The organism is Flavobacterium xizangense, assembly GCF_054075145.1.
Map to the genome: position 1 here is coordinate 1 of NZ_JBSIPG010000003.1, position 21,118 is coordinate 21,118.

At 33.3% G+C, this 21,118-nt stretch carries 19 protein-coding genes; 6 read left to right on the forward strand and 13 right to left on the reverse strand.

Annotation, left to right across the window (positions count from 1 at the left end):
• Positions 1 to 384: 384 nt before the first annotated feature.
• Positions 385 to 2,025, forward strand: coding sequence for an alkaline phosphatase PafA (gene pafA, locus ACWA1B_RS10145; protein WP_456907033.1), 1,641 nt, complete (start codon positions 385 to 387; stop codon positions 2,023 to 2,025).
• Between the two features lie 129 nt (positions 2,026 to 2,154).
• Here pafA and ald read toward each other — a convergent pair whose 3' ends face one another.
• The gene (gene ald, locus ACWA1B_RS10150) at positions 2,155 to 3,273 is read right to left on the reverse strand and encodes an alanine dehydrogenase (protein WP_456906510.1); all 1,119 of its coding nucleotides are present in this window, start codon (positions 3,271 to 3,273) and stop codon (positions 2,155 to 2,157) included.
• Between the two features lie 199 nt (positions 3,274 to 3,472).
• On the opposite strand from ald, the gene ACWA1B_RS10155 reads away from it, so the two are divergent.
• Entirely contained in the window at positions 3,473 to 3,931 is a 459-nt protein-coding gene (locus ACWA1B_RS10155) for an Lrp/AsnC family transcriptional regulator (RefSeq protein ID WP_035648038.1), read from the forward strand.
• A 62-nt stretch (positions 3,932 to 3,993) separates the two neighbouring features.
• Here the strand turns inward: ACWA1B_RS10155 and ACWA1B_RS10160 are convergent, their stop codons facing one another.
• Positions 3,994 to 5,442 carry a glyceraldehyde-3-phosphate dehydrogenase gene (locus tag ACWA1B_RS10160; RefSeq protein ID WP_456906512.1) on the reverse strand — a complete coding sequence of 483 codons (1,449 nt, stop codon included), beginning with the start codon at positions 5,440 to 5,442 and terminating at the stop codon, positions 3,994 to 3,996.
• A gap of 222 nt (positions 5,443 to 5,664) precedes the next feature.
• A complete protein-coding gene (locus tag ACWA1B_RS10165) occupies positions 5,665 to 7,065 on the reverse strand; it encodes a Do family serine endopeptidase (protein WP_456906514.1) in 1,401 nt (466 codons plus the stop codon).
• Positions 7,066 to 7,213: 148 nt separating this feature from the next.
• Here ACWA1B_RS10165 and dapF point away from each other — a divergent pair, with 148 nt between their 5' ends.
• The 4 genes from dapF to ACWA1B_RS10185 all read left to right on the forward strand — a co-directional run bounded on the left by dapF (position 7,214) and on the right by ACWA1B_RS10185 (position 10,770).
• The gene (gene dapF, locus ACWA1B_RS10170) at positions 7,214 to 7,996 is read left to right on the forward strand and encodes a diaminopimelate epimerase (protein ID WP_456906516.1); all 783 of its coding nucleotides are present in this window, start codon (positions 7,214 to 7,216) and stop codon (positions 7,994 to 7,996) included.
• Between the two features lie 15 nt (positions 7,997 to 8,011).
• Positions 8,012 to 8,545 carry a GNAT family N-acetyltransferase gene (locus tag ACWA1B_RS10175; protein ID WP_456906518.1) on the forward strand — a complete coding sequence of 178 codons (534 nt, stop codon included), beginning with the start codon at positions 8,012 to 8,014 and terminating at the stop codon, positions 8,543 to 8,545.
• A 10-nt stretch (positions 8,546 to 8,555) separates the two neighbouring features.
• Positions 8,556 to 9,596, forward strand: a complete 1,041-nt coding sequence (gene mltG / locus ACWA1B_RS10180) for an endolytic transglycosylase MltG (protein ID WP_456906520.1) — start codon at positions 8,556 to 8,558, stop codon at positions 9,594 to 9,596.
• Positions 9,597 to 10,128: 532 nt separating this feature from the next.
• On the forward strand, positions 10,129 to 10,770 hold the full coding sequence (locus ACWA1B_RS10185; protein ID WP_456906522.1) for a peptidoglycan-binding protein LysM: 642 nt from the start codon (positions 10,129 to 10,131) through the stop codon (positions 10,768 to 10,770).
• Positions 10,771 to 10,824: 54 nt separating this feature from the next.
• On the opposite strand, the gene scpA is transcribed toward ACWA1B_RS10185, so the two are convergent.
• The 10 genes from scpA to dnaA form a co-directional block, all read right to left on the reverse strand.
• Positions 10,825 to 12,960 (reverse strand): methylmalonyl-CoA mutase, encoded by a 2,136-nt coding sequence (gene scpA, locus ACWA1B_RS10190; protein ID WP_456906524.1) that lies wholly within the window; start codon positions 12,958 to 12,960, stop codon positions 10,825 to 10,827.
• 46 nt (positions 12,961 to 13,006) lie between these two features.
• Positions 13,007 to 14,371 (reverse strand): methylmalonyl-CoA mutase subunit beta, encoded by a 1,365-nt coding sequence (locus tag ACWA1B_RS10195; RefSeq protein WP_456906526.1) that lies wholly within the window; start codon positions 14,369 to 14,371, stop codon positions 13,007 to 13,009.
• Positions 14,372 to 14,383: 12 nt separating this feature from the next.
• Positions 14,384 to 14,716 carry an FtsB family cell division protein gene (locus tag ACWA1B_RS10200; RefSeq protein WP_035648023.1) on the reverse strand — a complete coding sequence of 111 codons (333 nt, stop codon included), beginning with the start codon at positions 14,714 to 14,716 and terminating at the stop codon, positions 14,384 to 14,386.
• Positions 14,717 to 14,885: 169 nt separating this feature from the next.
• Complete coding sequence (gene udk, locus ACWA1B_RS10205) at positions 14,886 to 15,494, reverse strand: uridine kinase (RefSeq protein ID WP_115888988.1); 609 nt, start codon at positions 15,492 to 15,494, stop codon at positions 14,886 to 14,888.
• 263 nt (positions 15,495 to 15,757) lie between these two features.
• On the reverse strand, positions 15,758 to 16,639 hold the full coding sequence (locus tag ACWA1B_RS10210) for an SDR family oxidoreductase (protein ID WP_456906528.1): 882 nt from the start codon (positions 16,637 to 16,639) through the stop codon (positions 15,758 to 15,760).
• A gap of 74 nt (positions 16,640 to 16,713) precedes the next feature.
• A complete protein-coding gene (locus ACWA1B_RS10215) occupies positions 16,714 to 17,841 on the reverse strand; it encodes a methionine aminotransferase (RefSeq protein WP_456906530.1) in 1,128 nt (375 codons plus the stop codon).
• 57 nt (positions 17,842 to 17,898) lie between these two features.
• On the reverse strand, positions 17,899 to 18,357 hold the full coding sequence (locus ACWA1B_RS10220) for an energy transducer TonB (RefSeq protein WP_456906532.1): 459 nt from the start codon (positions 18,355 to 18,357) through the stop codon (positions 17,899 to 17,901).
• Positions 18,358 to 18,378: 21 nt separating this feature from the next.
• Entirely contained in the window at positions 18,379 to 19,092 is a 714-nt protein-coding gene (locus ACWA1B_RS10225; RefSeq protein WP_456906534.1) for an SAM-dependent methyltransferase, read from the reverse strand.
• Between the two features lie 66 nt (positions 19,093 to 19,158).
• Positions 19,159 to 19,626 (reverse strand): low molecular weight protein-tyrosine-phosphatase, encoded by a 468-nt coding sequence (locus tag ACWA1B_RS10230; protein ID WP_456906536.1) that lies wholly within the window; start codon positions 19,624 to 19,626, stop codon positions 19,159 to 19,161.
• A gap of 9 nt (positions 19,627 to 19,635) precedes the next feature.
• Positions 19,636 to 21,063, reverse strand: a complete 1,428-nt coding sequence (gene dnaA, locus ACWA1B_RS10235; RefSeq protein ID WP_026727948.1) for a chromosomal replication initiator protein DnaA — start codon at positions 21,061 to 21,063, stop codon at positions 19,636 to 19,638.
• Positions 21,064 to 21,118: the final 55 nt, after the last annotated feature.

Sequence of the window (21,118 nt, forward strand, 5' to 3'; positions counted from 1 at the left end):
TATGTCGTCGCCTTTCTTTTGAGAATCCTTCCCGATTTATCGGGAGGGATTTTTTTGTTTATAAACGTTTGGGAAATCTTCTGGAAAATGAAACTTCTGATTTGGTATATGCCGCGTTAGTGATGGGAGCGGCATCCTCTTGCGAGAAACCACAATGGCTCGTCTTATCTAAACCCCTCCCGCAAAAGATACAGCGGACAGCACGGTCCGGAGGGAAATGCCAAAATTAATTCTACTTTCAATTCTCAATTTAACTCGCATTAAGTGTTATATCTAGTCGTGTAATTCTGTTAAATTAAAGTCAATTTTAGGTTTTAAATTCCGGTGTGCTAGCCTTTTTAAATGTGAATCCTTATTTTTGTTTTTAAATATTATAATATGAGTATGAGAAAAACTATTGTATTGTTGACATTGTTTGTTATTGCAAATTTAAATGCTCAACAGCGCCCTAAATTGGTTGTAGGTATTGTTGTAGATCAAATGAAAATGGAATATTTATATCGTTTTTCTGATGATTTTACGCAAAATGGCTTCAAGAGATTAATGAATGAAGGATTCACTTTTCAGAATATGCATTATAATTATATGCCAACTTATACAGCACCAGGTCACGCGTCAATTTACACGGGTACAACACCAGCAACTCATGGTATAGTTGGTAATGAGTGGTTTAGTAGAACTTTAGGTAAAGAAACATATTGTACTGATGATACAGGAGTAAAAACTGTTGGTGATGGAACAGTTGAAGAAGGTGCAATGTCTCCAAAAAATCTTCAAAGTACTACGATTACAGACGAGGTTAGAATGGCAACTAACTTTCAAGGTAAAGTTATTGGAATGAGTCTTAAAGATCGTGGTGCAATTTTGCCTGCTGGTCATTTTGCTAATTGGGCTTTTTGGTACAGTAAGACTGGATCTTTTATTTCGAGTACTTTTTATGGAGAAAAATTGCCAGACTGGGTAGCAGAATTCAATAACGAAAAAAATTATTTGAAATATATCAACAAAGGCTGGGATTTGTATAAACCAGCTTCGGTTTATAATGAAAGTCTTCCGGATAATAATCCATATGAAGGTAAATTATATGGAAGTGCCGCACCGGTTTTTCCATATGACCTAAAGACAATGTATGAGAAGAATGATGCGGGAGTTATTAGATCAACTCCATTTGGAAATGATTTATTAGCCGATTTTGCAAAAAAAGCTATTGAAAAAGAAAATCTTGGTAAGGATGACATTACTGACTTCCTGACGGTAAGCTTTTCTTCAACTGATTATGTTGGGCATTTACTTGGCCCACGTTCAATGGAACTTCAAGATACTTATTTAAGATTAGATCAGACAATTGCTGATTTTCTTGCTTATTTAGATAAAACTGTCGGGAAAGGAAACTACCTTTTATTTTTAACTGCAGATCATGCTGGCGCTGAGAATGTGATTTATTTGAAAGACCGTAAGTATAATGTAGATAATTATCCGTCAAAAGATGTGCGTAAAATTCTTCAGGATTTTTCAGTTAAAACTTTTGGAGTTGATTTATTGCTGAATTATTCCAACTTTAATATTTACTTCAATAAGCAAATAATTAAAGATAAAGGTTTAGAGCTGACAAAAGTAAAACAGGCTTTTAAAGACTTTTTGATTTCACAGCCTCAAGTCAAAAAGGTATATACGGAGGAAGAAATTTTAGCTAACAGTGGAAACGATTATTATCTAAATTTTGTTGTAAAAGGTTATGATGTAACACAAGATGGTGATATGGTTGTGATTGATAAACCTGGTAATATTGAATATTCACCAACAGGTACATCACATGGAACGCCTTACAGTTATGATACTCACGTGCCTGCTATATTTTTTGGATGGCATATTAAAAAAGGTGAATCATATGATAAAAAAGCGATTACGGAAATTGCTCCAACTGTAGCACAAAAAATCAAAGTTGCTTTCCCTAATGGAACTGAAGCAAAAGTAATGCAGGAAGTTTTAGATGAGAAAAAAGAAATTTTGAATTCAAAAAAATAAATTCACACATTATATGACAAAAATAAAGGCGGTCAATTGACTGCCTTTATTTTTTATTGATAAAAAAGGCTTTTCAATTAAGAAAAGCCTTTTAAATAGTGTTTAGTAAGCACTTATTTTAATGTTAGCCTATGCGTTTGCTAACACTAATTCTTCGTTAAAAGGAAGATTCCAAGCTTCAGCAACTCCTTTGTAAAGGATTTTTCCATTAGCTACGTTTAATCCTTTTCTTAATTCTTCGTTTTCTGCACATGCTTTTTCCCATCCTTTATTTGCTAATTGTACAGCATATGGTAAAGTTGCATTAGTTAAAGCTAAAGTAGAAGTGTAAGGAACAGCTCCTGGCATGTTAGCTACACAATAGTGAACAATATCATCAATGATAAAAGTTGGGTTTTCATGTGTTGTTGGAGTACATGTTTCGATACAACCACCTTGATCAACCGCAACGTCAACTACAACTGCTCCTGGGCGCATTAATTTAAGCATGTCACGAGTAATTAAGTGAGGCGCTTTTGCTCCTGGAATTAAAACAGCACCAACAACTAAATCAGCATCTTTGATTGCTCTAGTGATGTTATAATGATTAGACATTTCTGTATTTACATTTGCTGGCATAATATCGTCTAATTGACGTAAACGTGGCAAACTTAAATCCATGATAGTAACTTGCGCTCCTAATCCTGCAGCCATTTTTGCAGCTTGAGTTCCAACAATACCTCCACCTAAAACTAATACTTTTGCTGGTGGAACACCTGGAACACCACCTAAAAGAATTCCTCTTCCTTTTAATGGTTTTTCTAGGTATTTAGCTCCTTGCTGAATAGCCATACGACCTGCAACTTCAGACATTGGAACTAATAATGGCAAACTGCGGTCTGTTTTTTCTACAGTTTCGTAAGCTAAACAAACTGCACCTTTTTCAAGCATGGCATGAGTTAATTCCTCTGATGAAGCAAAGTGAAAATAAGTGAAAAGTAATTGATCCTTTTTGATTAAAGGGTATTCAGAAGCAATTGGTTCTTTTACTTTAATAATCATTTCTGCAATTGCGTAAACTTCTTCAATAGTTCCTAAAACTACTGCACCAGCATTTGTATATTCTTCATCAGCAAATCCACTTCCTAAACCTGCAGTTGATTGTACATAAACAACATGTCCGTGTTTTTTCATTTCAGAAACACCAGCTGGAGTTAATGCTACACGATTCTCATTGTTTTTGATTTCTTTTGGAACACCTATTATCATATTGTTATATTTTTTTGTTTTCTTGAATTTGTTTTACAAAGTTACTCGTAGAGAATATATTATTGAATATTGTCTTATAAATAAGAAAATATTATTTTATTTTATATTTTTACAGAAATATTTTCTTTTTTAGAGCTTTTAAGCTTCCGAAAAGAGAAAAAATGACTAAATTATATTAATTGAAGAAAACGTTTTCGTTATGGTTTTAGATGATATTGACAAAAAAATCCTACGTCTTTTACAGGAAAATGCACATTATACATTAAAAGACATAGCAAATAAAATAAATTTGTCTCTCACCCCTGTTCATGATCGTGTAAAACGTCTTGAAAAAGAGGGTGTTATAGAGAAATATGTTTCTATTTTAAACAAAAAAAAATTAGGTAACAATCTTACAGTTTATTGTCAAGTTACTTTAACCAAACAGACTTATGATACTTCTGAAGGATTTAATCAAGCTATTTTAGAAATGCCAGAAGTTGTTGAATGTAATTATGTTTCAGGAAATTTTGATTATATGCTTAAAATTATAATACCTGATATGGAAAGCTATCATCATTTTCATCAAAAAAAATTGTCTACTTTACCTGAAGTTTCTTTAATAAATACTGTTTTTGTTATTTCAGAAGTTAAAAGCACGACAGTTCTTCCGATTTAATAAAAGAAAAATCCACCAAGAAAACTTGATGGATTTTAGCAATAGTTGGTTTTGGTTTTTTATTAATAGTAAGTAAAGCGTCTCACTTTTGCAATATATTTTGCAAGACGAATTACCTGATGGCTATAGCCATATTCATTATCGTACCAAATATAAAGTACTATATTTTTTCCATCTTTTGAAACAATTGTAGCATTACTGTCATAAATTGAAGGTGCAGAAGTTCCCACAATATCAGATGATACTAATTCATTATTTAAAGAATATTTTATTTGTTCGACAAGCTCGCCTTCAAGAGCATATTTTTTCATGATTTTATTTAAACCTATGATAGTTGTTGCTTTTTTGACTTCTAGATTTAAAACTACTAATGAGCCATTTGGAACTGGAACCCGAATTGCATTCGAAGTCAGTTTTCCTTCTAATGATGGCAATGCTTTTGCAACAGCGCTTCCTGCACCAGTTTCGGTAATAACCATGTTTAATGCCGCAGCTCTGCCTCGACGGTATTTTCTATGCATATTATCAACCAGATTTTGGTCATTTGTATAAGCATGAATAGTTTCCAAATGTCCTTTTACAACTCCAAGAGTATCTTCAATTGCTTTTAAAACAGGTGTTATAGCATTTGTAGTACAAGATGCAGCAGAGAAAATATTGATTTCATCAGGATTAAAATCATTATGATTGACACCGTGTACAATATTCGGAATTCCTTTTCCAGGAGCAGTAAGTAAAACTTTGCTTGCTCCGTTTGAGGTTAAATGTCTTTTTAGTGCTTCTTCTGTAGTAAATGCTCCTGTATTATCAATTATAAGGGCATCATTGATTCCATGTGTAGTATAATCAATTTCTTCTGGTGTATTTGCTGTTATAACATGAACCGTTGTTCCGTTGATAATTAAAGCATTATTTTTAGGATCGGCAATTACAGATCCCTGAAAATCTCCGTGAATGGAATCGTACCGTAAAAGAGAAGCTCGTTTCTCTAAGCTTGATGCATCATTTTTATCACGAGTTACAATTGCTCTCAATCGCAGTTGATTTCCTTTTCCGGTTTTAGACATTAATTCTCTCGCTAATAAACGTCCAATTCTTCCGAAGCCGTATAAAACAACATCTTTTGGCTGAATTTCTTCTGAAGATTTTGCTTTTTTTAATTTATCCATTACAAAATATCGAGCATCTGGATATTTCTCGTCCTCTAAACGATATTCGTAAGTTAATTTTCCTAAATCTATTTTTGCAGGTGGTAAATCTAATGATAATACAACTTTTGCAATTTCAACCGAATCAAAAATGGTAATGGGTTTGCCAACAAATTCACCTGCATATTGATGCAGATTGATTATATCGCTGACATTTTTATCCAATAATTGGTTTTTAAATAAAACCATTTCAATGGACTTGTCATACCATAAATCACTTATAACTTTTATTAATTCGACACCAGCTCTTCTTCGGTCGACTTGTAATGATACCTCTTTTTGGTACAAGGATTTTTTGCTCATAATTGACTAAATTGAAAAAATAAAACGCTCACTATTTTAAAATTTGGCGCAAAAGTATCTATTTCAATCGATTTCGTAAACTATTTTAGCATTTATTTTTGAAAATAAAAAAAGGTCATCTTGAATTTCATAAGATGACCTTTTTTGAGTTTTCAATCTCAGTTTCTGTTTTCAGTCTTAAAATAAATTGTAAACTGTGACTGGAAACTGTAATTATTTTTTTTAAATGATGATTCTAAAGATTTCTCCGTTTCGATTTATCATTTCAATACGCACACTTTGTCCTTCGTCTTTTTTACTTAAAAGCTTTGAAACAGTTTCTACATTTGTAGCTTTTACATTGTCGATACTTAAAATAATATTGCCCTGAAGTTCGTTTTGATATTGCATTAAATTTTCATTGGTAATATTTTTGATTTTAACACCATAATCAATTCTGAATTTCTTTTTATCAGCAGCATCTATATTTTCCAACTCTATTCCTTTAAATTCGGCGCTGTAAAATTCATTTTTACTCAATGTTACCGGAACAGTTTTTGTTTTTCCATCTTTAATATAAGTAACTTTTACAACGTCATTTGGTCTTTTTGTATTGATGTATCCTGAAAGATCTGCATAAGTTGCTATGTTTTGATCATCTAATTTCACAATAATGTCGCCTTTAGTAAGTCCGGCTTTTTCGGCTCCAGAATTTTTAGAAACTCGATTGATATAAAATCCTTGAGTTTCTGTAACACCTAATTCTTTAGAAGCGGTGCTGTTAAGTTCTCCACCTTCAACGCCAAGAATTCCTCTTTGAACATTCCCATATTCCATTATATCTTCAATAATTTTTCTAGCAATATTAGAAGGAACTGCGAAAGAGTAACCTACATAAGAACCTGTCATTGATGAAATCATAGTATTGATCCCAATTAATTCGCCTCGTGCATTTACTAGCGCTCCACCGCTATTTCCAGGATTTACTGCAGCATCGGTTTGAATGAAAGACTGAATTCCACTTTGGTCTAAATTTCTGGCTTTCGCCGAAACAATTCCAGCTGTAACAGTTGAAGTCAAATTATAAGGATTTCCAACAGCCAAAACCCATTCGCCGACTTTTACAGAATCGGAATTAGCAAAAGCCGTATAAGGCAGTTTTTCATCGGCGTTAATTTTCAAAAGAGCGATATCCATTTTAGAATCGGTACCGATTAACTTTGCTTTGTATGACTTTTTATTGTTTAAAGTAATTTCAATTTCTGTTGCGTCTTTGATTACGTGATTATTAGTCACAATGTATCCGTCTTCAGAAATAATTACTCCGGATCCGGTACCTACTTGTTCTTGTTGCTGCTGGCCGCCATAACCATAGAAAAATTCAAGCATGGGGTTAGTTACGGTTCTTCTTGAAACGTTTTTTACGTGAACAACGGTATGAATAGTTTTATCTGCAGCTTCGGTAAAATCCACTGCCTCAGCTGACAAACCAACATTTCTACCAAATGAATTTGGGGCAAGAGTTACAACAGAATTTCCTTTTCCAAAAAAAGAATTGCTGCCATCAAATAATAATTTGTACGCACCAAGTGTAGTAGCACCACTTAGTAATGACACTAAAAATAAGGTTGAAAATCTTTTCATAATTACAATTTATGTTTAAGTTGTTAGCGTAAAATTAAAGCAAAAAATTATTTGAAAAAATGGTTTAACGCTCTTTAACAATGATTAACATTTCATTAATTAATCTTCGCAGTTTCTTCGTACTTTTGCATTTCTTAACCACTAAAAAATGCAAATAGAATTTTATAAATATCAAGGTACCGGGAACGATTTTGTGATGATCGATAATCGTTCTAATTTTTTTCCGAAAGAGGATATTCAATTGATTGAACGTTTGTGCGACAGACGATTTGGTATTGGAGCTGACGGACTTATTTTACTTGAAAAAGATTCTGAAACTGATTTCAGAATGGTTTATTATAACTCTGACGGAAATGAAAGTTCGATGTGCGGTAACGGCGGACGCTGTTTGGTTGCTTTCGCAAATCAACTTGGCGTTATTAAGGATAAAGCGACTTTTATCGCGACAGATGGTCTTCATCATGCTTCAGTAGACAAAGATGCTATTGTTTCATTGCAAATGATTGATGTAAATGAAGTTCAAAAACACGATTCGCATACTTTTTTAAATACGGGTTCTCCGCATCATGTTCAAATAGTTGAAAATCTAAAAGAATATAATGTGAAAGAAAATGGAGCCGCAATTCGTTACGGAGCATTATATGGAGAAAAAGGAAGCAACATCAATTTCGTTAAAAAGATAGATGAAGATACTTTTTCACTTCGTACGTATGAAAGAGGTGTAGAAGATGAAACGCTAGCTTGTGGGACAGGCGCAACTGCAGTTGCTATTGCAATGAATGCAATTGGCGAAACAGACAAAACCGCAATTAATTTAAATGTTGAAGGCGGAAAACTGGTTGTTTCATTCGATAAATTAGGAGATCATTTTTCAAATGTTTTCTTGACTGGACCTGCAAAATTTGTTTTTAAAGGAACGATAGAAATTTAAAATCTAAAATCGTACATGATTACACTCAAAGGCGAAAATATTTATCTGCGTGCATTAGAACCTAATGATTTAGAGTTTGTGTACGAAATGGAAAATGATCAAAACATTTGGGAGGTCAGTAATACTAATACACCATATAGTCGTTATTTAATTCGGCAATATCTTGAAAATGCAAAACAAGATATTTATGAGGCAAAACAATTACGCTTGGCCATTTGTCAGGATAAAGATTTTCCGGCTATTGGATTAATTGATTTATTTGAATTTGATCCCAGAAATAATAGGGCTGGAATTGGAATTGTAATTCAAAATAAAGAGTATAGAAATCAAAACATTGGGTCTGAGGCATTAGAGTTATTAATAAAATATTCTTTTCATAATTTAAATCTGCATCAGCTTTATGCAAATATTAATGTAGGAAATGTAGCTAGTATAGCACTTTTTACTAAATTTGGTTTTGAGAAAATCGGAATTAAAAAAGATTGGATTTTGCTCGATAACCACTATCAAGACGAGGCAATTTTTCAATTAATTAACAAACAAATTTAAAATTTAAACTTTGAGCTTAAAAAAAATTATCACGATAATAGCTGTAGCCGTAATTTCAGTTTTAATGATTTACGGATTTATTTTAATTAATAAAATTTTCAGCTCCAACACCAAATTCGAAAAAGAGGAACTTTATGTTTATGTGCCAACTGGTGCAAATTATACAGATGTAAAAAAAATATTAGAGCCGTATGTCAAGAATTTTGACAATTTTGAAATGGTTGCGAGTAAAAGAAGTTATCCTGAAAATGTAAAATCAGGACGTTTTCTGCTTAAAAAAGGAATGAATAACATTGATTTAGTTCGTGCAATGCGTTCTAATGTTCCTGTTAAATTGGCATTTAATAATCAAGAACGTCTTGAGAATTTTGCAGGAAGAGTAGGTTCTGAAATTGAAGCCGATAGTTTGTCTTTATTAAAAGCGATTAAAGATTCTACTTTCATGGCGCAAAATGGCTTCAATGAAGACAATGTTTTTGCGATGTTTATTCCAAATACATATGAGATTTATTGGAATACTTCAGCAGAAAAATTCCGTGATAAAATGATCAAGGAATATCATAATTTTTGGACTGACGAAAGAATAGCGAAAGCAAAAAAACAAGGACTTACACCAGTTCAAGCTACCATTTTGGCTTCAATTGTGCATAAAGAGTCGGTAAAGAAAGATGAAAGGCCGCGTATTGCTGGAGTCTATTTAAACCGTTTGCGTTTAGATATGCCACTTCAGGCTGATCCAACAGTTATTTATGCTTTGAAATTAAGAGATAATAATTTCGATCAGGTAATTAAAAGAGTTTTTTATAACGATTTGGTTATGAGATCTCCATATAATACTTATGTAAATACAGGGCTTCCTCCAGGACCAATCGCAATGCCAGATATTACAGCGCTTGATGCAGTTTTAAATCCTGAGAAAAACGATTATATTTATTTCTGTGCAAGTGTTGATCGTTTCGGTTATCATGAATTTGCTTCTACTTTAGCAGAACATAATGTAAATGCAAAAAAATATTCAGACTGGATTGCCAGCCAAGGTGTTACGAGATAAATACTATTTTTGAAACCTATAGATGAACCGAAGTAAAATTTACTTCGGTTTTTTTATGAGTGGAATTTGGATAGTTACGTGAGAAATAATGCTTGTTTCTAAAAATCTAGAATTCAAAAATGATAACTCAAATTTGACGTTTTAGAAATGTGAAAACCATTTTATTTCAAAAATAAAACCAAAAAAACGCATATTTTAAGTTTTTTACTACAAATTTATTTTAAAAATTTTGTGGTTGAAATTATATTCAGCCCAAAAAACGAATACTTTTTGTAGGCTTTATCTTCTTTTTTTAACAAATTTGATAAAAAAATGATAAAAATGACTTTTTTTGAGATTTAATTTTTCATGTTTTTGAGCACAATTCAACTTCAGCGAAAATGCTCTTAAACTGCATAATCAAAGGGCTTAAACAAGATTTTTAATTTTTTAAAATAACGTAAATTACTGATTTACAGTATTTTTTTGTATTTCTTATCTTTGCACTGTAGAAATTTCAAGAGGGTGACAGCGTCTTGAAGAAAAACAATTTATGATAAAGAAATGGTATTTTTATGCGAGTTTAGTCGTTATTATTACATTTTTAAGTTTGGGTTTTAAACCCTTCAATCTGGAAACCAAACGTTGGTTTCTCACCGAAAAATCAGATGGAGTAGAATACATTTTTCCATCACAAGAAAAGGATGATTATCCTAATTTAAACTTCCCATACACCGGAAATCATTTTATAGGTTTTAAAGAAGCAGTTGCTTTCAAAGAATCTCAAGGAAAATACCGCTTGGTTAATACACTTGGTTACATGGGAAAATACCAGTTTGGTTCTGAAGCCCTAAGAGCTATTGGTATAAAAAATCACAAAGCCTTTTTAAAGGATCCTGCATTACAAGAAAAAGCTTTCATTGCTTTGTTGTCCAAAAACAAATGGATATTACGCTATGAGATCAAAAAGTATGAAGGAAAAGTAATTAATGGTATTGAAATTACCGAATCTGGAATTTTAGCAGCGGCACACCTTGGAGGCGCCGGTTCAGTGAAAAACTTCTTTAAAAATAAAGGAGCGAGGCATTTTAGAGATGCTTACGGAACTTCATTAAAAAGCTATATGAAAGACTTTGGAGGTTATGATCTTTCTTATATTGAAGCTGATAGCAATGCGACAATAAACAAGATCTAAAAAAAAAGCATAAAAAATCCCGAATCAATCAATTCGGGATTTTTTTATATTTAATTAGTCAATTAAGATTTCTAAAATTTGAATTGCTGCTTCACTTATTTTGGTTCCTGGACCAAAAATAGCAGCAGCGCCTGTATCAAATAAATATTGATAGTCCTGTGCCGGAATTACACCGCCAACAATGACCATAATATCTTCACGGCCATGTTTTTTTAGTTCTTCAATAACTTGCGGAACTAATGTTTTATGACCAGCAGCAAGTGATGAAACGCCTAAAATATGAACATCATTTTCGACAGCTTGTTTTGCTGCTTCAGCCGGAGTCTGAAAAAGCGGACCTATATCTACATCAAAACCAACATCAGCATAACCGGTGGCTACCACTTTTGCACCTCGATCGTGACCATCTTGTCCCATTTTGGCAATCATAATTCTTGGGCGTCTTCCTTCTTGTTTTGCAAAAGCATCAGCTAATTGTTTTGCTTTTTCAAAATTTTCGTCATTTTTTATTGCTGCACTATACACACCGCTAAAGGATTTAATTTGCGCTTTGAATCGGCCAAAAACACTTTCCAGAGCATCGCTGATTTCTCCTAAAGTTGCTCTTTCTCGTGCAGCTTCAACAGCAATTTCTAATAAGTTTCCTTCGCCGGTTTTGGCACAATGAATTAATTTTTCCAGTGATTGATTTACTTTTTCAGTATTTCTTTTTGCTTTAACATCTTCAAGTCGCTCTATTTGTTGTTTACGAACCATTTGGTTATCAACATCCAAAATATGAAGCGGATCTTCTTTTTCTAATCTAAATTTATTGACACCAACTATAATATCCTGCCCGCTATCAATTCTAGCTTGTTTTCTAGCCGCAGCTTCTTCAATTCGAAGTTTAGGAATTCCAGCTTCAATCGCTTTCGTCATTCCGCCTAATTCTTCTACTTCTTCAATTAATTTCCAGGTACTTTCTAGAATTTCATTTGTGAGTGATTCAACATAATAACTGCCTCCCCAAGGATCAACAGTTTTAGTGATTTTAGTTTCTTCCTGCAAATAAATCTGTGTATTACGGGCAATTCTTGCCGAAAAGTCAGTTGGAAGTGCAATTGCTTCATCTAATGCATTGGTATGTAAAGATTGTGTTCCTCCAAAAGCTGCAGCAGTAGCTTCAATACAAGTTCTGGCTACATTATTAAATGGATCTTGTTCCGTCAAACTCCATCCACTGGTTTGACAATGCGTTCTCAATGCTAATGATTTTTCGCTTTTGGGATTAAATTGCTGTAACAATTTTGCCCAAATCATTCGGCCGGCTCTCATTTTAGCAATTTCCATAAAATGATTCATTCCAATGGCCCAAAAGAAAGATAAGCGAGGAGCAAACTCATCAATTGTCATTCCGGTAGATAATCCTGTTCGAATATATTCTAAACCATCTGCTAAAGTATAGGCCAATTCAATATCAGCCGTTGCTCCAGCTTCCTGCATGTGATATCCAGAAATAGAAATAGAATTGAATTTTGGCATTTTTTTGCTCGTAAATTCAAAGATATCAGCAATGATTTTCATCGAAGGCGTTGGTGGATAGATATAGGTATTACGAACCATGAATTCTTTTAAAATATCATTTTGGATAGTTCCCGAAAGTTTTTTGAGTTCAACTCCTTGTTCTTCAGCGGCCACAATGTAAAAAGCCATAATAGGCAAAACGGCGCCATTCATGGTCATTGAAACCGACATTTCGTCTAGCGGAATTTGGTCAAACAATACTTTCATGTCTTCTACAGAATCGATTGCAACACCTGCTTTTCCAACATCACCAACAACACGTTCATGATCAGAATCGTAACCGCGATGCGTAGGCAAATCAAAAGCGATTGAAAGTCCTTTTTGACCCGCAGCAAGATTTCTTCTGTAAAAAGCATTACTTTCTTCTGCTGTCGAGAACCCGGCATATTGACGAATTGTCCATGGACGTCTTACATACATTGTTGCATACGGTCCCCGTAAATTAGGCGTAAAACCAGCTCCGAAATCAAGAAATTCCAAATTCTCTATATCTTTTTCAGTATAGTTTTTTTTAATTTCGATTCCTTCGGCAGTCGTAAAATTATCAATCAGGTTTTCTAATTTTTGACTTTCAATTTTCGACTTTTGACTTTGAAGATTAATATGTTTAAGGTCTTTTCTTATCATGGAGACACTTTTCTTTGGTGTGAATATTAATTACGTTTAAAAGGAATTACTCAAGTTCTAGCCTTTCCTGTTCCAGTTTCTCGGCTAATCTTTTTTCTATAATAGGTGTAATTAATGTTTTTCTAGGTTTGATTTTTACAAAAGGAAACAATTCTAAATCATGTTTCATTTTGTCTTCCCTGTTAGGATATTTATTGGTCCCTAATAAAACTTCTTTTTTAGAATCAAATAATTCCTGTTCTTTAGTAGCGCTTTCCTGAATTTTCTTTTTGATTGTTCCTTCGTTCAAAAGTTTTAAGAAACCTCCATCAGCTTCGATTTCTTTGAATAATTTAAGGCTTTTCTCTGCTAATTGCATCGTTAAACTTTCAATGTAGTAACTCCCATCTGCCGGATTATTTACTCGGTCAAAATAACTTTCATGTTTTAAGACTAATAACTGATTGCGGGCAATTCGATCTCCAAATTCGTTGTCTTTATGATACAAAGCATCATAAGGTAAATTAGCTACAGCATCGGCCCCGCCTAAAATTGCCGACATACATTCGGTTGTAGTTCGAAGCATATTGACATTATAATCGTAAATAGTTTTATTTCGTTTGGTTGGTGTAACTAGAAAATGACAATCTATATCAGGATTATATTCTTCAGCAATTAATTTGAAAAGCATTCGCAAAGCACGAAGTTTTGCAATTTCAAAAAAGTAATTTGTTCCAACTGATATTTGAAAAACAATTGTTTTTGTTGAAGTTGATAAACGGTTTAAATATTCATTCGCATGTGCTAAACTATAAGCAATTTGCTGTGTAATATTCGCTCCTGCATTTTGATATAAGCTAGAATCAACACTTAAAAGAGAAATATTTGAAGTTTCTTTTGATATTTTTTCCAGCGTTTCAAAATTGTTTTTGTCCGATGTTGTAAACCAATTTCCGTCTCGGGCTAATTGACCAATTGGATCTAAATTACAATAAAAGATTGCTTTTTTTTGAGCAGAAATTGTGTCCAGTTTTTTTACGAAATCGATTGAGAGAAAAGTCAAATTAAAGTAAACGATTCTGTTCTCTAAAGGAAGATTTTCCAATAAAGAAACAATATCAGCATTTTCGTTTTGAATAGTAAAACGCAAGCTTTCTGCACCTCTTTCAAGTGTGTTGTTTGCTCTTTTGATTGATTTTTCAACATCGTGAACAAAAATATTCTGGCAAATTTTAAAATCAGAGGCATGTGTCTCAACCACAGCCGATTTGGTAAATTCATCATTGTGGTAAAAAGGTTTCACCTGAATATCTTCTGGAGAATTCCAAATTACAGTTTCGTTATAATCTGCTCCATCTAATTCAAACTGGATTTTTTGTTTCCATTGTTTTGATGAAATCGGATTAAAATCGTTGAATAGGTTAGTAGCCATTAGTTTTTGTGATTATTCTTGTTCTTGAATTGTGTCTCCTTCAAAGTGAATGATATAAATATCCTCGCTGTCTTTTTTCATAAAGTACTTTTCGCGAGCATATTTTTCTATTTGTTCAGGATTTTTAAGTTGTTTGATCTGTTCTTGATCTTTTTTTATTTCGTCCTGATAGTATTTTTTATTGTCCTGAAGTTCATTAATTTGTCCGTCCAGAAAACGATGGTCAAAATAGGAGTAATTATCTAAAAATAACATCCAGACAATAAAAAACAGCAAAACCCAAACATATTTGTTACCCAAATATTTGAACCATTTTTTGTCTTTGTATGGATTTTTGAATTTCATTTTTAAACGAATTTTTCTTTTGAATCGATTGATCTTTTTAACCCCCGATAGTCCCGATGCTTCGGGTGAAAGTCCTTCTGTATCTCGTTTCTTTTAACAAGATACAATAGATTGCAATGTATAGCGGGAATTAGCTCCTAATTTTTATGGTTTAAATTTACAATAAAAATTATGAAATTCTTTGATTAATTACGGCACGAACTACATCAATTGCTACAGTGTTGTATTTGTCATTTGGGATAATAATGTCTGCAAATGCCTTTGATGGTTCTATAAATTGCTCATGCATAGGTTTTAAAGTATTTTGGTAGCGGTTTAAAACCTCGTTAATATCGCGTCCGCGTTCTGAAATATCTCTTTTTAAACGTCGAACCAATCTTTCGTCAGAATCAGCGTGAACGAAAATTTTAATATCGCAAAGTTCACGTAATTCAGGATTTGTCAGAATTAGAATACCTTCAACGATCATTACTTTTCTTGGATGCGTTGCCACTGTATCATCCGTTCTGTTGTGTTGAATGAAAGAGTAAACCGGCTGATCAATTGTCTCTCCAGCTTTTAAAGCCTTTAAGTGTTTTACCAATAATTCAAAATCAATAGATCTTGGATGATCGAAATTAATTAATGCTCTTTCGTCGAATGACAAATTGGTTGTTTCCTTGTAGTACGAATCTTGAGAAATTACGCCAACTTCAGTGTCGGGTAGTTCTGTCATGATTTGGTGTACTACTGTTGTTTTTCCACTTCCTGTTCCTCCTGCAAGTCCAATAATGAGCATAAAATTTTTGTTTGATATTTGTTTGGCAAAATTAATAATTAAAGTGAATTTCTAAACATATAATTTAATTTAACCATATAAGTAATGTAAGTAAATTTAAGCTACAAAATGTTTAAGCTGTACAATACTTAACTGAACTTATATCACTTATATGGTTAAAAATATGGTGAAAAACATAAAAAAATCCCGAAAGTAAACCTTCGGGATTTCGTGCAATCAGTATAGATTTGATAAAATATTCTGAATTTAGTAAGCACTTGTAATTATTTATTCTTTTTTGCTTTTATCATCATTTCAAGCTGATCCCAAAGTTCTTCTGGAATTGCTTCTAATAAATTAAATTGTCCTGCGCCTTTTAGCCATTCGCCTCCGTCGATTGTAATAACATCACCATTTATGTAAGCTGAAAAATCAGATACCAAATAAGCGGCTAAATTTGCTAATTCCTGATGATCTCCAACACGTTTTAAAGGCACTTTTTTAGCCATATCGAATTTCTCAGAAAGATCGCCCGGCAATAATCTGTCCCAAGCTCCTTTTGTTGGGAATGGCCCCGGAGCAATCGCATTCGAACGAATTCCGTATTTTGCCCATTCTACTGCAAGACTTCTTGTCATGGCCAAAACTCCTGCTTTAGCAGTTGCACTTGGCACAACATAAGCCGAACCTGTCCAGGCATAAGTTGTTACAATATTTAAAATCGTTGCTGATGTTTGTTTGGTGTCAATCCAGTGTTTTCCAAAAGCCAGTGTGCAGTTTTTAGATCCTTTAAGTACAATATCTATAACTGTATCAAAAGCATTTGCTGATAGACGTTCAGTTGGTGAAATGAAATTTCCTGCCGCATTGTTTAAAAGAACATCCACTTTTCCGAAAACTTTTAAAGTTTCCTGAAGCATATTTTCTACTTCTTCATAATGACGAACGTCGCACTGAAGCGGTAAACACTTTCCGCCAGTTTCGCTTTCCAATTCTGAAGCTGTTGTTTTTAATTTTTCTAAATCTCTTGAAGTAATCGCTACCTGAGCGCCTAATTCTAAGAAATATTTTGTCATTGCTTTTCCTAAACCGCTTCCGCCCCCAGTAACTACAATGACTTTGCCTTTTAAGGCATCATCGCGCAACATTTTATCTGTATAGCTCATACTTTTCTTTTTTTACAATATTAATTAAAAAAATAGGATGCACGCATAATATTGTTATAAAATTTTGATAAACTTTATATTTGGCAAAGTTTTTTTGCGGCAGATTCAAGGGTAAAATTATCTTTCGCGAAGCAGAAACGAATCAATTTCTGGTCTTTGTTATTGGAATAAAAAGTTGAAATCGGAATTGCTGCAACGCCATGATTAATGATTAGATTTTTACAGAAAGTAACATCGTCTTCATCTGAAATATTGGCATAAGAAGCAACCTGAAAATAAGTTCCTTCGCAAGGTTTTAGATCGAATCGACTATTTAGTAGTAGTTTTTGAAAATAATCTCGTTTTTCCTGATAGAATTTTCCAAGCAAATTTACATCGACAACATCTAAATATTCGCTAATGGCAAATTGAGAAATACTATTAACACTGAAAACCAAAAACTGATGTACCTTCTTGATTTCCTTCATTAAATATTCGGGTGCAATCGTGTAGCCAATTTTCCAGCCTGTAATATGAAATGATTTTCCGAAAGAGGAAACCATTACGCATCGATCGATAAGAAAGTTTTTTGTATGTGCCGAAATATGTTTTTCTTCAAAAGTAATGTATTCATAAACTTCATCAGATAAAACAATAATGCCAGGATATTTCTCAAGAAGATTTTTTAATTGGATAAAATCGTTTTCATTTAAAATTTTTCCCGTCGGATTATGCGGATTATTGATAATAATCATTCGGCTTTTCTCCGAACAGGCTTTTTCAATCGTTTCCCAATTTGGAGTATAATCATCATTTAATGCTACACGAACTGGTTTTGCTTTACAGAGTAAAACTGGAGATTCATAAGAATCATAACTCGGATCGAGAATAATTACTTCATCATTTTCTTTTATCAAAGCCAAAATTGTAGTGAAAATTCCTTGAGTTGCCCCAGCTGTAACCAAAAGTTCTGTATCTGGATTGATTGTTCTATTGTAAGAACGCTGAGTTAATTCCGCAATTTTATTCATCAACGGCGGATAACCTGCCATTGGTGTGTATTGATGTACATTTTCCTTTGATAATCGTGCAACAATATCCGTTAACCTTTCATCAACAGTAAAATTCGGAAATCCCTGCGAAAGATTAATTGCATTGTATTCGGTTGCCATTTTAGACATTACCGTAAAAATGCTTGTTGTTATGTTTGGAAGTTTACTCATGTTAAAGTTTGATTTGGGGAAAACTTGTGAGTGTTGTGTGAAAATATCTAGATTAGATTATTTCATGGCTATTGGCAAAGAATATAAAACTCTTATTTTTTTGCCATTGTGCTCTCCGGGATTCCATTTTGGGCATATTTTCAGAACACGAATTGCCTCAGCTCCCGTTTTATAACCTGCATCTCTAAGAACTTTTATGTCAGTTAGTGAGCCGTCTTTTTCGACCACAAATGTTATGTAGATTTTTTTTCCTTTTATATTTTTTGCTCCTTCAGGAGTTTTAAAATTGCTGTCTACAAATTGATAAAATTTTTCCATTCCTCCTGGGAAATCTGGTTTAACATCTATGCCTGCAGTATTATAAACAGCATTGTCCTCATTGCTGGTCGTTGCTGAATTGCCTGCAGGTTGATCTATAGTTATTACTGTTTCAGTATTTTTTGCGTTCTGAGTAGTGTTTTGCGAAAATGTATTTTGTACAAAACAAATCAAAACGAGGATAAGAAATTTTTTCATTAGGTTGGTTTTAAAGTAAGTTTACATTTTATGGATAATAAAAATCGTAGGACGTTTATCAATGTCAATTTTTAATTTTTTCCAGTCAGAAACTTTCATGGTTTTGATAAATTCTGTTGGCAAAGTAATATCTGTTGCAATGCATAAATGTGTTGAGGGATTTAAAATTTGCAAAAGATCTTCGATTAATTTATTGTTTCTATATGGAGTTTCAATGAATAGCTGTGATTGGTTTTTGTCCTGAGATAATCTTTCAAAATGACGTATTGCTGATTTTTTTTCGTCTTTGTCAATTGGCAAATAACCATTAAAAGTAAAACTTTGTCCGTTCATTCCTGAAGCCATCATTGCCAATAGGATAGAAGATGGTCCAACTAATGGTACAACCTGAATTCCTTTTTCATGCGCCAGTTTTACAATCACAGCGCCTGGATCAGCAACGCCTGGACAACCAGCTTCGCTCATTAATCCCATATTTTTTCCTTCTAATAAAGGTTTTATGAAATCCAAATGCTCGCTTGGTTCGGTACGTTTGTTCAAAGTAAAAAGAACTAATTCGGATTGCTTTTTCTCAGGATAAACTGCTTTTATTGATTTTCTGGCAGTTTTGTCATTCTCAACAATGTAGTGATCTATAAGTTCGATACTTCTTTTTACTGTCTGAGGTAAAACATCCATCGGATCGCTTTCGCCCATTGTAGTTGGAATTAAATATAGTTTTCCTAGAAGTTTCATTTTGAGATATTTTAAATTAAAAAAGAAAAATGTATTTCAATTATTTATAAATAACTGAAATACAAATTATGAATGCTTTTCGATAAGTTTTTTAGCGATTATGTCTGCGGCTTCATCCAACATTTGGTAAACATTGTCAAAGCCATTTACTGCTCCGAAATATGGGTCTGGAACATCGACGTTTTCATCTGGAAATAATTCATTCAGAATTAGATTGACTTTGTTTTTGTGTTCAGGAGTTTTGGCAAGATGAATGACATCGCGGTAATTCGAATTATCCATTACGTAGATATAGTCGAATTCTTCAAAATCTGAAGATTTGAATTGTCTTCCTCTTTGATTGTCAATAATTAGCCCGTTTTTTTGAGCAACAGCAATCGAACGTTTGTCGGGCGCGTGGCCTACATGCCAGGATCCAGTTCCGGCTGAATCAACTATAAATTTGTCTTTTGGTAATTTAGAAGCCAGAATACCTTCGGCTAAAGGTGATCTGCAAATATTTCCCAAACAAACCATTAAGATTTTTACTGGCATGATTCGCGTTTATAGCGTTAATTTTTTGTTGATGTCTTCGACAAATTTCTTGAATTGTTTGTCTGTAGAAACTAAATTGTCAACGGTTTTACAAGCATGCAAAACGGTAGCGTGGTCGCGATCTCCAATTTGTGACCCAATGTTTGCCAAAGATGCTTTTGTAAATTTCTTGGCAAAAAACATAGCCAATTGTCTCGCTTGTACAACGTGCCTTTTTCTGGTTTTAGATTGAAGCGTTTCAATATCCAATTGGAAATAATCAGATACAATTTTCTGAATATAATCGATTGAGATTTCTCTCTTTACGTTTTTAACAAATTTCTCTACAACACTTTTTGCCAACTCAATAGTAACTTCTTTTTTGTTGAAAGAAGATTGAGCAATTAATGAAATAATTGCACCTTCAAGCTCACGAACATTGGTTTTGATATTTCGTGCAACATATTCTAAAATATCTTCCGGCATATCAACACCGTCACGGTATAAAATGTTTTTTAAGATGGAAATACGCGTTTCGTAATCTGGTTGATGCAATTCTGCAGATAATCCCCATTTAAAACGAGATAACAAACGTTGTTCGATATCCTGCATGTCAACAGGCGCTTTATCTGAAGTTAAAATTACCTGTTTTCCGTTTTGGTGCAAGTAATTAAAAATGTGGAAGAAAACGTCCTGAGTTCCGGATTTTCCAGATAAGAACTGAACATCGTCAATAATTAAAACATCGATTAACTGATAAAAATGAATGAAATCATTACGATTATTCTTTTTAACAGAATCAATATATTGTTGTGTGAAAATTTCGGCAGAAATATATAAAACCGTTTTTTCAGGATATTTATCTTTTACTTCAACACCTATAGCGTGCGCTAAGTGTGTTTTTCCTAAACCAACTCCACCAAAAATCAATAAGGGGTTGAATGAAGTTCCTCCAGGTTTATTGGCAACAGCCATACCTGCAGAACGAGCCAAACGGTTTGAGTCTCCTTCAAGGAAATTGTCAAAACTGTAATTTGGGTTTAGTTGTGATTCAATTTTTAGGTTTCTGATTCCCGGAATTACAAAAGGATTTTTAAGCTCAGGATTTAAGTTTTTAAACGGAGCATCAACCTCTTGCGGTTTCATAGGCACTCTGTTGGAACTTGGCAGCTGCTCGGTAAACGGCTGTTTGTTTCCATAAGTGTTTTCCATTTTAATTTTATAGAGTAACTTTGCGTTTTTTCCTAGTTCTTTGGTAAGCGCAACTTTCAATAATTTAACGTAGTGTTCCTCTAACCATTCGTAGAAGAATTTACTTGGTACCTGAATATATAATGCGTTGTCGGTTAGCTCAACTGATTTGATTGGTTCGAACCAAGTTTTGTAAGCTTGATCTTGAATATTGTCTTTTATAAAGGACAAACAGTTTTCCCATACCGATTGAGCAGTTTTAGTCATAGATTCAGATAAGTTTTTTATTATTGATAAAGATTCTCCTAATAAAAGTGGAGCA

What these genes read in the sequence shown, in the direction of transcription:
- pafA (WP_456907033.1), top strand. Translation starts at nt 385, where the DNA reads ATGAGAAAAACTATTGTATTGTTGACATTGTTTGTTATTGCAAATTTA.
- ald (WP_456906510.1), bottom strand. Translation starts at nt 3,273, where the DNA reads ATGATAATAGGTGTTCCAAAAGAAATCAAAAACAATGAGAATCGTGTA.
- ACWA1B_RS10155 (WP_035648038.1), top strand. Translation starts at nt 3,473, where the DNA reads ATGGTTTTAGATGATATTGACAAAAAAATCCTACGTCTTTTACAGGAA.
- ACWA1B_RS10160 (WP_456906512.1), bottom strand. Translation starts at nt 5,442, where the DNA reads ATGAGCAAAAAATCCTTGTACCAAAAAGAGGTATCATTACAAGTCGAC.
- ACWA1B_RS10165 (WP_456906514.1), bottom strand. Translation starts at nt 7,065, where the DNA reads ATGAAAAGATTTTCAACCTTATTTTTAGTGTCATTACTAAGTGGTGCT.
- dapF (WP_456906516.1), top strand. Translation starts at nt 7,214, where the DNA reads ATGCAAATAGAATTTTATAAATATCAAGGTACCGGGAACGATTTTGTG.
- ACWA1B_RS10175 (WP_456906518.1), top strand. Translation starts at nt 8,012, where the DNA reads ATGATTACACTCAAAGGCGAAAATATTTATCTGCGTGCATTAGAACCT.
- ACWA1B_RS10185 (WP_456906522.1), top strand. Translation starts at nt 10,129, where the DNA reads ATGATAAAGAAATGGTATTTTTATGCGAGTTTAGTCGTTATTATTACA.
- scpA (WP_456906524.1), bottom strand. Translation starts at nt 12,960, where the DNA reads ATGATAAGAAAAGACCTTAAACATATTAATCTTCAAAGTCAAAAGTCG.
- ACWA1B_RS10195 (WP_456906526.1), bottom strand. Translation starts at nt 14,371, where the DNA reads ATGGCTACTAACCTATTCAACGATTTTAATCCGATTTCATCAAAACAA.
- ACWA1B_RS10200 (WP_035648023.1), bottom strand. Translation starts at nt 14,716, where the DNA reads ATGAAATTCAAAAATCCATACAAAGACAAAAAATGGTTCAAATATTTG.
- udk (WP_115888988.1), bottom strand. Translation starts at nt 15,494, where the DNA reads ATGCTCATTATTGGACTTGCAGGAGGAACAGGAAGTGGAAAAACAACA.
- ACWA1B_RS10210 (WP_456906528.1), bottom strand. Translation starts at nt 16,639, where the DNA reads ATGAGCTATACAGATAAAATGTTGCGCGATGATGCCTTAAAAGGCAAA.
- ACWA1B_RS10215 (WP_456906530.1), bottom strand. Translation starts at nt 17,841, where the DNA reads ATGAGTAAACTTCCAAACATAACAACAAGCATTTTTACGGTAATGTCT.
- ACWA1B_RS10220 (WP_456906532.1), bottom strand. Translation starts at nt 18,357, where the DNA reads ATGAAAAAATTTCTTATCCTCGTTTTGATTTGTTTTGTACAAAATACA.
- ACWA1B_RS10225 (WP_456906534.1), bottom strand. Translation starts at nt 19,092, where the DNA reads ATGAAACTTCTAGGAAAACTATATTTAATTCCAACTACAATGGGCGAA.
- ACWA1B_RS10230 (WP_456906536.1), bottom strand. Translation starts at nt 19,626, where the DNA reads ATGCCAGTAAAAATCTTAATGGTTTGTTTGGGAAATATTTGCAGATCA.
- dnaA (WP_026727948.1), bottom strand. Translation starts at nt 21,063, where the DNA reads ATGACTAAAACTGCTCAATCGGTATGGGAAAACTGTTTGTCCTTTATA.